At 66.4% G+C, this 12,114-nt stretch carries 14 protein-coding genes; 5 read left to right on the forward strand and 9 right to left on the reverse strand.

Annotated features, from left to right (window positions below; translation table 11 throughout):
* Nucleotides 1-8 precede the first annotated feature (8 nt).
* Together murB and ACFOLG_RS15580 are read left to right on the forward strand one after the other, a co-directional pair.
* Nucleotides 9-1,037: a UDP-N-acetylmuramate dehydrogenase gene (gene murB, locus ACFOLG_RS15575; protein WP_386093465.1), complete on the forward strand. Its 1,029-nt coding sequence runs from the start codon at nucleotides 9-11 to the stop codon at nucleotides 1,035-1,037.
* 56 nt (nucleotides 1,038-1,093) lie between these two features.
* Nucleotides 1,094-1,462, forward strand: coding sequence for a bleomycin resistance protein (locus ACFOLG_RS15580; RefSeq protein WP_386093467.1), 369 nt, complete (start codon nucleotides 1,094-1,096; stop codon nucleotides 1,460-1,462).
* A gap of 84 nt (nucleotides 1,463-1,546) precedes the next feature.
* On the opposite strand, the gene ACFOLG_RS15585 is transcribed toward ACFOLG_RS15580, so the two are convergent.
* Entirely contained in the window at nucleotides 1,547-1,927 is a 381-nt protein-coding gene (locus ACFOLG_RS15585; protein ID WP_386093468.1) for an MAPEG family protein, read from the reverse strand.
* Between the two features lie 25 nt (nucleotides 1,928-1,952).
* Nucleotides 1,953-2,615 carry an energy-coupling factor ABC transporter permease gene (locus tag ACFOLG_RS15590; protein ID WP_386093470.1) on the reverse strand — a complete coding sequence of 221 codons (663 nt, stop codon included), beginning with the start codon at nucleotides 2,613-2,615 and terminating at the stop codon, nucleotides 1,953-1,955.
* A gap of 135 nt (nucleotides 2,616-2,750) precedes the next feature.
* Between ACFOLG_RS15590 and nadC the strand changes: the two genes are divergently transcribed.
* Nucleotides 2,751-3,593, forward strand: a complete 843-nt coding sequence (gene nadC, locus ACFOLG_RS15595; RefSeq protein WP_386093472.1) for a carboxylating nicotinate-nucleotide diphosphorylase — start codon at nucleotides 2,751-2,753, stop codon at nucleotides 3,591-3,593.
* Between the two features lie 123 nt (nucleotides 3,594-3,716).
* Here the strand turns inward: nadC and ACFOLG_RS15600 are convergent, their stop codons facing one another.
* The gene (locus ACFOLG_RS15600; RefSeq protein WP_386093474.1) at nucleotides 3,717-4,484 is read right to left on the reverse strand and encodes a DeoR/GlpR family DNA-binding transcription regulator; all 768 of its coding nucleotides are present in this window, start codon (nucleotides 4,482-4,484) and stop codon (nucleotides 3,717-3,719) included.
* 287 nt (nucleotides 4,485-4,771) lie between these two features.
* Between ACFOLG_RS15600 and ACFOLG_RS15605 the strand changes: the two genes are divergently transcribed.
* Entirely contained in the window at nucleotides 4,772-6,052 is a 1,281-nt protein-coding gene (locus tag ACFOLG_RS15605) for a haloacid dehalogenase-like hydrolase (RefSeq protein ID WP_386093476.1), read from the forward strand.
* Between the two features lie 223 nt (nucleotides 6,053-6,275).
* Here ACFOLG_RS15605 and ACFOLG_RS15610 read toward each other — a convergent pair whose 3' ends face one another.
* The 4 genes from ACFOLG_RS15610 to trxA form a co-directional block, all read right to left on the reverse strand.
* Nucleotides 6,276-6,869: a CoA pyrophosphatase gene (locus ACFOLG_RS15610; RefSeq protein ID WP_386093478.1), complete on the reverse strand. Its 594-nt coding sequence runs from the start codon at nucleotides 6,867-6,869 to the stop codon at nucleotides 6,276-6,278.
* An 11-nt stretch (nucleotides 6,870-6,880) separates the two neighbouring features.
* The gene (locus ACFOLG_RS15615; protein ID WP_386093480.1) at nucleotides 6,881-7,525 is read right to left on the reverse strand and encodes a trimeric intracellular cation channel family protein; all 645 of its coding nucleotides are present in this window, start codon (nucleotides 7,523-7,525) and stop codon (nucleotides 6,881-6,883) included.
* A 68-nt stretch (nucleotides 7,526-7,593) separates the two neighbouring features.
* Nucleotides 7,594-8,850, reverse strand: coding sequence for a transcription termination factor Rho (rho, locus tag ACFOLG_RS15620; RefSeq protein ID WP_386093482.1), 1,257 nt, complete (start codon nucleotides 8,848-8,850; stop codon nucleotides 7,594-7,596).
* 205 nt (nucleotides 8,851-9,055) lie between these two features.
* Nucleotides 9,056-9,385, reverse strand: coding sequence for a thioredoxin TrxA (trxA, locus tag ACFOLG_RS15625; protein ID WP_349583372.1), 330 nt, complete (start codon nucleotides 9,383-9,385; stop codon nucleotides 9,056-9,058).
* A gap of 176 nt (nucleotides 9,386-9,561) precedes the next feature.
* Here trxA and fabI point away from each other — a divergent pair, with 176 nt between their 5' ends.
* A complete protein-coding gene (gene fabI, locus ACFOLG_RS15630; RefSeq protein ID WP_386093484.1) occupies nucleotides 9,562-10,350 on the forward strand; it encodes an enoyl-ACP reductase FabI in 789 nt (262 codons plus the stop codon).
* Between the two features lie 243 nt (nucleotides 10,351-10,593).
* On the opposite strand, the gene ACFOLG_RS15635 is transcribed toward fabI, so the two are convergent.
* Both ACFOLG_RS15635 and ACFOLG_RS15640 read right to left on the reverse strand, forming a co-directional pair.
* The gene (locus ACFOLG_RS15635) at nucleotides 10,594-11,265 is read right to left on the reverse strand and encodes a thermonuclease family protein (protein WP_386093486.1); all 672 of its coding nucleotides are present in this window, start codon (nucleotides 11,263-11,265) and stop codon (nucleotides 10,594-10,596) included.
* 13 nt (nucleotides 11,266-11,278) lie between these two features.
* Entirely contained in the window at nucleotides 11,279-12,079 is an 801-nt protein-coding gene (locus tag ACFOLG_RS15640; protein WP_386093488.1) for an AraC family transcriptional regulator, read from the reverse strand.
* Nucleotides 12,080-12,114: the final 35 nt, after the last annotated feature.

Raw genomic sequence — 12,114 nt, forward strand, 5'->3', positions numbered from 1 at the left:
AAGACCGAATGAACCCCGTACTGCACCCCAACTACCCGCTGCGCGAACTCAACACCTTCGGCATGCCCGTCAATGCGGCCAACTTCTGCGTACTGGAAGACCTCGCCCAGCTGCCGGCGCTGCTGACCAGCGATATTTTCCAGCGCGGCCCGGTGTTGTGGCTGGGCGGCGGCAGCAACCTGCTGTTCACCCGCGACTACCCCGGCCTGGTGATCAAGGTGGCGCTGCGCGGCATCCGCCTGCTGGCCGACGACGGCGACAGCGTGCTGGTGGAGGCCGCCGCCGGCGAGAACTGGCACGACTTCGTGCAATACACGCTGGCACAGGGCTGGAGCGGGCTGGAAAACCTCAGCCTGATTCCCGGCACCGTCGGCGCCAGCCCGATCCAGAACATCGGCGCCTACGGCGTGGAAGTAAAAGACCACCTGGCACAGGTGGTGTGTGCCGACCTGCGCCACGGCGGCTGCGAGCGAGTGCTGGACAACGCCGACTGCCGCTTTGCCTACCGCGACAGCGTGTTCAAGCAGCAGCTGGCCGGCCAGCTGCTGGTGACCGCGGTGCGCTTCCGCCTGCAGCGCCGCTTCCAGCCGCGCATCGGCTACGGCGACATCCAGCAGCAGCTGCAAGCCATGGGCGCCGGCGAGGCGCCGACCGCGCAGCAGGTCAGCGCCGCGGTGATCGCCATCCGCCAGAGCAAGCTGCCGGACCCGGCCACGCTCGGCAATGCCGGCAGCTTCTTCAAGAACCCGCTGGTCAGCCGCGAGACGGCAGACGCCTTGCTGGCGCGCTTTCCCGCGCTGCCGCACTATCCGCAGCCCGATGGCCGCGTCAAGCTGGCCGCCGGCTGGCTGATCGACCAGGCCGGGCTGAAAGGTTACCGCGATGGTGATGCCGGCGTGCACGCGCGCCAGGCGCTGGTGCTGGTCAACCACGGCCATGCCAGCGGCAGCCAGATGTGGGCACTGGCCAACAAGGTGCGCGACACGGTGCGCGAACGTTACGGCGTGGAGCTGGAGCCGGAACCGATCGTGCTGTAACCCCCGCCCCGCAAGCGCCTGCGGCCAACCCCGGGGGCAGCCAGCAAAGGAACGTCATGTCCGAGTCAGTTCAGTTCGTGGATGCCACGCCGGTCCTGGCGTCGTTGAACATCCTGCGCAGCATCGACTTCTTTGTGTCCGCACTGGGCTTCACCGCGGTCTACGCCGCCCAGGGGGAGTACGGCATCGTCCGCAATGGCGCGGTCAGTATTCATTTCTGGGCGTGCGCGGATGCCAGCATCCCCAAGGCCACCGGTTGCAGGCTCCAGGTGCGCGCCATCGCGCAGCTGTATCAGCGCTGCAGCTCGCTGGGCATCGTGCATCCCAATGCTCCGCTTGCCGTCAAGCCCTGGGGCAACAGCGAGTTCGCGATCCTCGACCCGGATGGCAATTTGGTCACCTTCTATGAGGCCGCGGACGGCTAATCCCGCCGCCAGGGGGATCGCTTGCGCACGATCGCTCCCTTGCGGCGCAGGTTGGCCGCATGCCGTGCACCGCCCGCGGCAGCCTTACAGCAGCTGCGCCGCCAGCAGGAACAGGTACACCACGGTGCCGAAGCCCAGCAGCCACATCAGCGAGCGCAACGCCGCCTTGTCGGCCACGTAGCAGAAGCCGTGCGCCAGCCGCGCCAGCAGGAATACCAGCGCCGCGGCATCGATGCGCTCCGGCGGCACCCGCTGCAGGGTGGCGATGATGACCGCGGCGGCAAACGGCGTCAGCGCCTCCCAGGCATTCTGCTGCGCCCACTGCGCGCGCAGCCGCCAGCCGGTCAGCTTGTCCAGATAGGCGCGCGGCGCATGGTTGTCGAAGCCGCCGCCGGATTTCGCCACCGCCGCCCACAGCAGCGGCAGCACCGCCGCGGCCAATACCGCCCAGAACGCAAACTGCATGTCAGTCCCCTCTTGTTGTCGGCCGCTACTGCTGGTCCAGATAGCGGGCATCATCGAACGTGGCCACCCAGTGCGGCCGGTACACGATCAGGATCGCCAGCACCAGCCCGCTGGTGAACGCCTCGGACCAGGCCAGTAAAACATAGTATGGCAAGGCGTTTTCCAGCAAATACGCCAGCGGGTAGGCGCCGGCCAGCGCCAAGGCCGCCAGCCCGCACAGCGCCGCCAGCAGCATGCCGGCCGCGCCGGCGAGAAACGCGTTCACGAACACGTACACGAACACGTTGGCCGCAAAGTAGCGCTGCGCCAGCCGCAGCAGCAGCGCGGTCAGCGCCACCCCCGGCAGCAGGCTCAGCCCGTAGTTGAGCCCCAGCGCCGGCCATTCCAGCTGCCCGCCGGCCGCCAGCCCCAGCAGCACCGCCGCCAGCGCCAGCAGCGCCAGCCACGGCCCCATCAGCAGCGTGAACACCGTGGCGCCCAGCAGGTGGAAACTCAGCCCCGGTTCCAGCCCGGCCCGCCCCAGCCAGAAGCCCAGCAACACCACGCAGGCACCCAGCCAGGCGTTGACGGCGCGGGCTTCCAGCGCCCGCCAGCGCACGCGCGTGGCCGCTAGCGCCAGCAGCCCCAGCGCCAGCGCATTGCCGCTCCACAACGCCCATAGCGGAAACTGACCGGCCACGAAATTCATGGTTCCCTCTCGCCTCGAATACGCGGCCACCCGCCGCCTGCGGCATGATAACAGCGCCACCGGCCAGCCAGCAGGCGCGGCGGCGCGGCAATCGCGGTAAAATGCGGCCAACCTTACGTTCAGGATGATCGATTCATGCCCACGCTTCCCGCCTTCCACCACATCTCCCGCCTGGTCAGCGACGCGCTGGCCGAAGACATCGGCCAGCAGGACTGGACCGCGCTGCTGATCGCCGCCGACAGCCAGGGCAGCGCCCGCGTCATCGCCCGCGAGGATGCGGTGATCTGCGGCATCGCCTGGTTCGACGAGGCCTTCCGCCAGGTGGATGCGCGTTGCCAGGTGCGCTGGCAGGTGGCCGAGGGCGAGCGGGTCGGCGCCAACCAGTGCCTGTGCGAGATCAGCGGCCCGGCGCGCGCGCTGCTCACCGCCGAGCGCACCGCGCTGAACATGCTGCAGACGCTGTCGGCGGTGGCCACGGAAACCCGCCGCTACGTGGATGCCATCGCCGGCACCCGCGCCCGCATCCTCGACACCCGCAAGACGCTGCCGGGCATGCGCCTGGCGCAGAAGTACGCGGTCACCGTCGGCGGCGGCCTGAACCAGCGCATCGGCCTGTACGACGGTGTGCTGATCAAGGAAAACCACATCATGGCCGCCGGCAGCATCACCGCCGCGCTGGCCAACGCCCGCGCGCTGGTGCCGGCCGGCGTCAGCCTGCAGGTGGAAGTGGAAAACCTAGCCGAGCTGCAGGAGGCACTGGCCGCCGGCTGCACGCTGCTGCTGCTGGACAATATGTCGCTGGCCGACATGCGCGAGGCGGTGCGCCTGAGCGCCGGCCGCGCCCAGCTGGAAGCCTCCGGCGGCGTGGAGCTGGCCAGCGTGCGCGCCATCGCCGACACCGGCGTCGACCGCATCTCCATCGGCAAGCTCACCAAGGACGTGCGGGCGGTGGATCTGTCGATGCGCTTTGCCGGCTAAACGTTGGCCGCAGCCGCCGGCTCCGGCAGCAGCCAGCCAATGCACAACACCCCGCCACCGCGGGGTGTTGTCATTTTGCCGCCCGCCAATGGCGGCCAGCTGCCACAGCGAGCAGGCCGGCGACTACACCAACAGCAGCCGGCCGACCTGCGCTTCCAGCTCGGCCAGCGCCGGCAGCTCCCGCGCCTTGTGGTTGGTAATCAGCACGTCGATGCGCGGCGGCGGGCAGAAGCTGACCCGGCTCTCGATGCCGATCTTGCTGTAGTCGGCCAGGATCACCACCTGCCCGGCGTGCTCTACCATTGCGCGCGCCACTTCCGTCTCGCGGTGGTCGTAGTTGCATGCGCCGCGGCGGGCATCGATGCCGGTGGGCGAAATCAGTGCCAGATCGGCGCGGTAGCGGCCGATTTCCGCCACCGTGCCCGGCCCCACCGTGGCCGGCGCCCGCTCCCCGATGCTGCCGCCCAGCACGATGATCTCGTTACCCGCGCCGCCGTCGCCCGCGCCACGCAGTGTCAGCGCCACCTCGAAGGAATTGGTGATCACCGTCAGGCCGCCCAGCCGCGCCAGCTCCTCGGCCAGAATCGCGGTGGTGGTGCCAGCGTCGACAAACAGCGTTTGCCCGCGCGCCAGCAGGCCGGTGGCGGCGCCGGCCAGCTCGCGCTTGAAGCGGACATTGCTGTGCGCGCGCTCGGCAATCGGCGCCTCGTCTTCCACGCGGATGGCGCCGCCGTGAATGCGCTTTAACACGCCCAGCGCTTCCAGCGCCGCCAGGTCGCGGCGCACGGTTTCGCGCGAGACATCAAGCTCCACCATCAGCCGCTCGGTGCTGACCCGCTGCAAGGTGGATAACAGTGCGCGGATGCGCTGGTAACGCTCTTGCTGCCACATGCTGCTTCCTGCAATTGAATTGAATGCCGAGCCTGCATTGTGAAATGGCCGCCGCCGCTGTCAAGCACGATGGGCGCCTGCCGGCTGGCCGGCGGTCGATTTTGTGTTTTTTTGTGTAAATTTGCGTTTTTGTGTTTTTATACCTAGCATCAGCACACCACCCCTGCCCGCCATCTGCCGCGCCCAAGGCGCCCACGGCTGGCGGAGGATGCCGCACATTGCCGGCCACGCCGGTGATGCCAGCGTGCCGTCCGCCGGACGGCCGCTTTCACTCAGAGAGGAATGCCATGCAGCGTCGCCAGTTTCTGAATGCCCTTGCCGCCGTCTCCGCCACCAGCCCGCTGTTGTTTACCGCTGGCCGCGCCAATGCCCAGTCCGCCGGCACGCGGCCAACCTTGCTCGACCCGGGCCGCTGGTCGCCGCTCAACGCCCGCCGCATCCAGGCGGTGATCGACGACTACGGCGTGCAAAGCGCAGGCTACCGCGCCGACAAGCGCCCGTACGCGGTGTTCGACTGGGACAACACCTGCATCATGAACGACTGCGAAGAAGCGCTGCTGATGTACCAGATCAACCATCTGCAGTACAAGCTGACGCCGGACGAGTTCGTGGCGGTAATGTGGAAGGATGTGCCCAAGGGCCAGTTCATCAAGGACTACACCACGGTGGACGGTAAGCCGGTGAGCATGGAAGACCTGGCCGCCGACGTGGAAGCCGACTACCGCTGGCTGCACGCCAACTACCAGGGCCTGGCCGGCAGCAAGAGCCTGGAGGAGATCCAGGCCAGCGACCAGTTCAAGGATTTCCGCGCCAAGCTGTACTTCATGTACGACGCCATCTGTGACAGCCAGCCGCTGGAAATCGGCTACAAGTGGATCATCTATTTCTACAAGAACATGAGCCGCGCCGAGCTGCAGGCGATGGCCGAGGCGTCGAACAACTACGACCTTGGCGACGCGCTGCGCAAGGTGAAGTACCAGAGTCCGGCAAGCCTGCCGGGCAAGACCGGTGTGGTGGTGGCCAGCCATTTCCACGGCATCCGCATCCACGAGGAAGTCCGCGCGCTGATGCAGACGCTGCGCGCCAACGGCATCGATGTCTACGTCAGCACTGCCTCCATCGACGACGTGGTGCGCGTGTTCGCCGGCCACCCCAGCTACGGCTACGGCGTGCCGCCGGAGAACGTGATCGGGCTGCGGCTGGCGATGCAGGACGGCAAGTACAGCGCCGACTACCAGCCCGGCTGGCATTTCAACTGGGGGCCGGGCAAGACGGTCGGCATCCAGAACGTGCTGGTGGCACAGAAGGGCTACGGCCCGGTGCTGGTGGCCGGCGACAGCGATGGCGATGCCTGGATGCTGCGCGATTTCCGCGACACCGCGCTGGGGCTGATCGTCAACCGGCTGAAGAAAGGCGAGATCGGCGCCAACAGCCAGCTGGCGGCCGCCCAGCTGGGCACCGCCAAGCCGCGCTTCATCCTGCAGGGGCGCGACGAGCAGACCGGGCTGATGCTGCCGGACGAGAAATCGCTGAAATACGGCAAGAGCGAGCGCAAGCTGCTGGCGTAAGCAGCCAGCACCGCGGCAGGTGGCGGCGCATCGCCATCTGCCCTGCCACACCTTGGCCGCAGCCGAGTGCGGCCAACGTGGGCGGCTCCGGCAGACGGCGCACGATGGCTCACGCCGGCTGCTGCAGCTCGCTGCCGCCGCCATGCCTCCCGAACCGGCACGCGGTCTTCACGCCGCCGTCAGGCCCGGACTGTAGCGATGCGGTATCGACCCGGTCGCCCACTCAAAGGTTGGCCGCATGATGCCGCGCCAGGCGCCGCAGCATGGCGGCGGTGGCGCCCCAGATAAAGTAGTCGCCGTAGCGCAGCGCGTAGTAGTGGCCGGCGACGCCATCGCGCACGTACGGGTGGCGCTCGTAGGCAGCTTCGTTCAGCGCCAGCGCCAGCGGCAGCGAGAACACCTCGGCCACCTCCTGCGGCGACGGCCTCGGTTCGAATGGCGCGGTCAGCAGCGCCAGCACCGGCGTCACGCGGTAGCCGGTCACCGTGTCGTAATGCGGCAGCGCGGTTACCACCCGCACCAGCGCCGGCGGCAGGCCAACCTCTTCTTCCGCTTCGCGCAGCGCGGCGACCTCGGCGCTGCCGTCTTCCGGCTCGATGCGGCCGCCGGGAAAGCTGATCTGCCCGGCATGGCTGCGCAGGTGCGATGTGCGCCGCGTCAGCAGGATCTGCCAGGCGCCGGCCTGCCAGTGCAGCGCTACCAGCACCGCCGCGGCCTTGGCCGGCGGCTGGCGCTGGCCCAGCCCTTCTTCGTCGGCCACCGCCAGCCCGGCGAAGCCGGCCAGCCACTGCGCCATCCTGTCTGCGTCTTGTGCCATGTCCATGTCCGTTAACCCTTGCTGCGACTGGCGATCTTGGGCAGCGTCAGTTCGCTCCAGTGCGCCAGCAGGCGCAGCGCCACGCCGCAGGCAAACACCAGCTGCACCGCAATCAGGTGATCCCAGCCCAGCTCGGCCAGCACATACAGCACCGTCGCCACCAGGATGGACACCGTGCCGTAGAAGTCCTTGTGCAGGATGAACGGCACCTCGTTCACCATCATGTCGCGCACGATGCCGCCGCCCACCGCGGTGACGAAACCCAGCAGGATCACGCCAAAGGCATTGATGTGGTACTCCACTCCCAGTTTGGCACCAGCCAGGCTGAACGCCACCAGGCCGATGGAGTCGGCGATGATGAACAGCCGCGTCAGCACCTCGTATTCGCGCTTGTGCAGCCGCGCCGCCAGCGCAAACAGCATGGCACCGGTGATGATCACCAGGCTGGTATTACCCAGGAACACCTGCGGCATGCGGCCAACCAGTACGTCGCGGATGATGCCGCCGCCGATCGCCGTCAGCAGCGTGACGATGATGATGCCCAGCAGGTCCAGGTGCTTGCGCACCCCCAGCAGGTAGCCGGAGATGGCGAACGCCACCGTGCCGATGGCGGCGTACCCGTCGAAATCCAGCAAGAAACGCCATACGGGATCCATGCCCGCCCTCCTGAAAAAACAAACGCCAGACCGGATGGCCTGGCGTCTGGAACGGTAACCGTAAAGCCTTAGCGGCGCATCGAATCGAAGAACGCCAGGTTGGACTTGGTTGCCCGCAGCTTGTCGAGCATGAACTCCATCGCTTCCAGGTCGTCCATCGGGTACAGCAGCTTGCGCAGCACCCAGATGCGCTGCAGCTGTTCCTGCGGAATCAGCAGCTCTTCGCGGCGGGTACTGGAACGATTGATATTGATGGCCGGGAAGATCCGCTTTTCCGCCATGCGGCGGTCGAGGTGGATTTCCATGTTGCCGGTACCCTTGAATTCCTCGTAGATCACATCGTCCATGCGCGAGCCGGTATCCACCAGCGCGGTAGCGATGATGGTCAGCGAGCCACCTTCTTCGATATTACGGGCGGCGCCGAAGAAACGCTTCGGGCGCTGCAGCGCGTTGGCGTCCACGCCACCGGTCAGCACCTTGCCGGAAGCCGGGATCACGGTGTTGTAGGCGCGGGCCAGGCGGGTGATGGAGTCCAGCAGGATCACCACGTCCTTCTTGTGTTCCACCAGGCGCTTGGCCTTCTCGATCACCATCTCGGCAACCTGCACGTGGCGGGTAGCCGGTTCGTCGAAGGTGGAGGACACCACTTCGCCCTTCACCGAACGCTGCATATCGGTCACCTCTTCCGGGCGTTCGTCGATCAGCAGCACGATCATCTCCACTTCCGGATGATTGCTGGTGATGGCGTGGGCGATGTGCTTGAGCATCACGGTCTTGCCGGACTTCGGCGGTGCCACCAGCAGGCCGCGCTGACCCTTGCCGATCGGCGCGATCAGGTCGATCAGGCGGCTGGTGATGTTTTCCTCGCCGCGGATGTCGCGCTCCAGGTTCAGGCGCTCGGTCGGGAACAGCGGCGTCAGGTTCTCGAACAGGATCTTGTTCTTGGCCTGCTCCGGCGGGCCACCGTTGACCTTGTCCACCTTCACCAGCGCGAAGTAGCGCTCGCCCTCTTTCGGGGTGCGGATCTCGCCCTCGATGGTGTCGCCGGTGTGCAGGTTGAAGCGGCGGATCTGCGACGGGCTGACATAGATGTCATCCGGCCCGGCCAGGTACGACGAATCCGGGCTGCGCAGGAAACCGAAACCGTCCGGCAGCACTTCCAGCGTACCTTCGCCGTAAATGCTTTCGCCTTTTTTGGCCTGGTTTTTCAGAAGCGCAAAGATCAGGTCCTGCTTGCGCAAGCGGCTGGCGGCATCGATCTCGTTGGCAATGGCCATCTCGACGAGTTCGCTGACATGCGTACGCTTAAGATCAGAGAGATGCATAGTGTGTGCGGTGTCGGACGTTTGTGTCACAGTGTGCGGCGCGGGCGCCGTTCGGGAAAATACGTGAAGGGATGCTGCATATGAATCGAGCGGCCAGAGCCGCTCGTAAGGACTATCGTGAAGATAGTGGAACCGCAGGCAGCTGTCAATGCCAGATGCCTGCCTGTGACCCGTCACCGCCGCTGCCGGGCCACAACGCCGCCGCTTACAGCTGCGCGTTCAGGAATTCGATCAGCTGGGTCTTGGACAGTGCGCCCACCTTGGTGGCGGCCACTTCGCCGTTCTTGAACAGCATCAGGGTCGGAATGCCGCGGATGCCGAACTTCGGCGGGGTGGCTTCGTTCTGGTCGATGTTCAGCTTGGCGATGGTCAGGCGACCCTGGTATTCCTTGGCCACATCGTCCAGGATCGGGGCGATCATCTTGCACGGACCGCACCACTCAGCCCAGTAATCCACCAGTACCGGACCTTCTGCTTTCAGAACGTCCTGCTCAAAGGAATCGTCGGTTACGTGCAGAATCAGCTCGCTGCTCATGGAGTAGTCCTCTCGATGGGATGTCGATTATTTAATGATTGGCGATGTTAACAACTCACCCCATGGGCGGCAACCCTCATCCCGGTGCGTCTATTGGCCGCCAACACAGAGAAACAAGACTGTCCGACAATTGCTGGTTATAATGCCGCGCTAAATCGGATTGAAGAGGATTCAATATGGGTTTCCTGCAAGGCAAAAAGATTCTGATCACCGGGATGATTTCCAATCGTTCCATTGCCTACGGCATCGCACAAGCCTGTCACCGTGAAGGCGCCGAACTGGCGTTCACCTATGTTGTCGACAAGCTGGAAGACCGCGTGCGCGAAATGGCCGCCGACTTCGGCAGCAGCCAGGTATTCCGCTGCGACGTGCAGAACGACGAAGAAATCAACCAGCTGTTCGTCGACCTGGGCAAGTCCTGGGACGGCCTGGACGGCCTGGTGCATGCCATTGCCTTCGCCCCGCGCGAATCGCTGGAAGGCGACTTCCTCGACGCCCTGTCCCGCGAAGCGTTCCAGACCGCACATGATGTGTCCGCCTACAGCTTCCCGGCGCTGGCCAAGGCCGCACGCCCGATGATGGAAGGCCGCAATGCAGCGCTGCTGACCCTGTCCTACCTGGGCGCGGTACGGGCGATCCCGAACTACAACGTGATGGGCCTGGCCAAGGCCAGCCTGGAGGCCTCGGTACGCTTCATGGCCGCCAGCCTGGGCAAGGACGGCATCCGCGTGAACGGCATTTCCGCCGGCCCGATCAAGACCCTGGCGGCCGCCGGCATCTCCGGCTTCGGCAAACTGCTGAGCATCGCTGCCGGCCAGTCCTGCCTGCGCCGCAACGTCACCACCGAGGAAGTGGGCAACACCGCCGCCTTCCTGCTGTCGGACCTGTCTTCCGGCATCACCGGTGAAATCACCTACGTTGACGCTGGCTTCAGCATCAACTCGATGAACGTGCCGGACGCGTAAATAGCCGGACAGCGTCGCCGCGGCAAAGCATCGCCAAGCGCCGGCCGTGCTGCCCCACAAAAAAAGCCCACCAGCTGGTGGGCTTTTTTTATTGCCGTCATTGCACGCACCTTCCTCTGCAGTGCATCACACACACCGCCAGCGCCGCCTGCCGGCGCCAACGCAGCGAACCAACAAGATGCCGGCCCGCCATGCCGCGCGCTGCGGCTCAACAGGCAACGCTTCAGCGCAGGCCAAGCCGCGCTAGCGGCACAGCGCCTCGCATGGTTCGCCATCCTTGTTGGCATCCAGCCGCGCCACACCGCACACCTGCAGGTAGTAGCGTGCCTCGTCGCAACTCTGCATCTGGCTGCAGCGCTGCTTGCTGCCACAACTCCAGTTCGCCGCCGCCGGCGCGGCACCCGGCACGGTCGCCGGGGCATCCGGCAGCGCCGGCGGCGTGCGGCCAACCCTGGCACCACGGCGCCACTCCCACGGCGGAATCGGCCTGGCATCCGCCCACAGGCCGGCACTGGCAACGCGCGCCTCGCGCTCGGCGCCATAGTAGGCGGCGTCCTTGGCGTACTGGCGGTACACCCAGGCCCAGCCGTCCCGCAGCTGCTGCTGGTTGATATCCATGCCGTCCAGCAGCACCCGCGCCACCAGGCGCCCGTACTTGTCCTGCTCCTGCCGCTCCAGGGTCACGTTGCGGCCGAAGACGCGGGCCGCCAGCGCGTACTTGGCACGTTGGCCGTACGCCTGCGCCTTTTCAGGGGCGTCGATCTGCCCCAGCCGTACGGTGATTTCGCGCCAGTCGGCCAGGCACTTGAGGGTATCGCCATCCAATACCGCCACCACGCGGCAGCTGATGCTGCTCGGCGACGCCGCTGCCGGCAAGGCCAGCAGACCCAGCGCCGCCGCGATCCAGTATTTCATTGCATGCATCCTGTCAGTTGAGGGGCGCCTCCGCCAGCAACTGGCGGCGGTAGCGCTCCGGGGTGATGCCGGTCTGCTTGACGAACATGGCGATGAAGGCGGACGGCGTGGCATAGCCCAGCCCGGCGGCGATGTCGCTGACCGTCCGCCCCTGCTTCAGCCACGCCAGCGCCTGCAGCAGCCGCAGCCGGCTGCGCCATTGCACGAAGTTCATGCCCAGCAGTTGCTGAAAGCGCCGCGCCAGCGTGCGCTCGGTGCTGTGCACCCGCCGCGCCCATGCCGCCAGCGTGGTGTCGTCGCCAGGCTGCGCCCGCATCGCCAGCAGGATGGGCCGCAGCAGGCGGTCGTCGCTGTCCGGCAGGTAGTCGTCCACACTGCCCGCCTGGCGCAGGCGCTGCAGCAGCAGCTGTGCCTGGCTGACATCCCATTCGTCCTGCAGGCGGGTAACGCCGCGCTGGCAGAAGTCATCCAGCAAGGCGCGGATCAGCGGCGTCTGCGCGATCAGGCAGGGCTGGGATGGCAAGGTGGCGGCCTGGGCCGCGGCCACGTACACCGACACGTAATCCAGCGACTGGCGGATGTGCGCCGCATGCGGCAGCTCCGGCGGAATCCACACCAGGTATTCCGCCGGTGCGGCCAACGTGCGCTGCGGCAGCTGCAGTTCCAGCAGCCCCAGGCTGATGCGGTTGAGCTGGCCCCACGGGTGGCGGTGCCAGTCGAACTCGGTATCGGCCGGGTATTTTTCGTAACGGAAGGTCAGCGGCGCCGGCGGCGGCAGGGACAAATCCACGGCGCTGAACGGCAGTTCGGGCATGGCAGGCTTTCGCTTGTCGGAAGTCCGGCATTGTT

The organism is Vogesella facilis (assembly GCF_042648525.1).
GTDB lineage: Bacteria > Pseudomonadota > Gammaproteobacteria > Burkholderiales > Chromobacteriaceae > Vogesella > Vogesella facilis.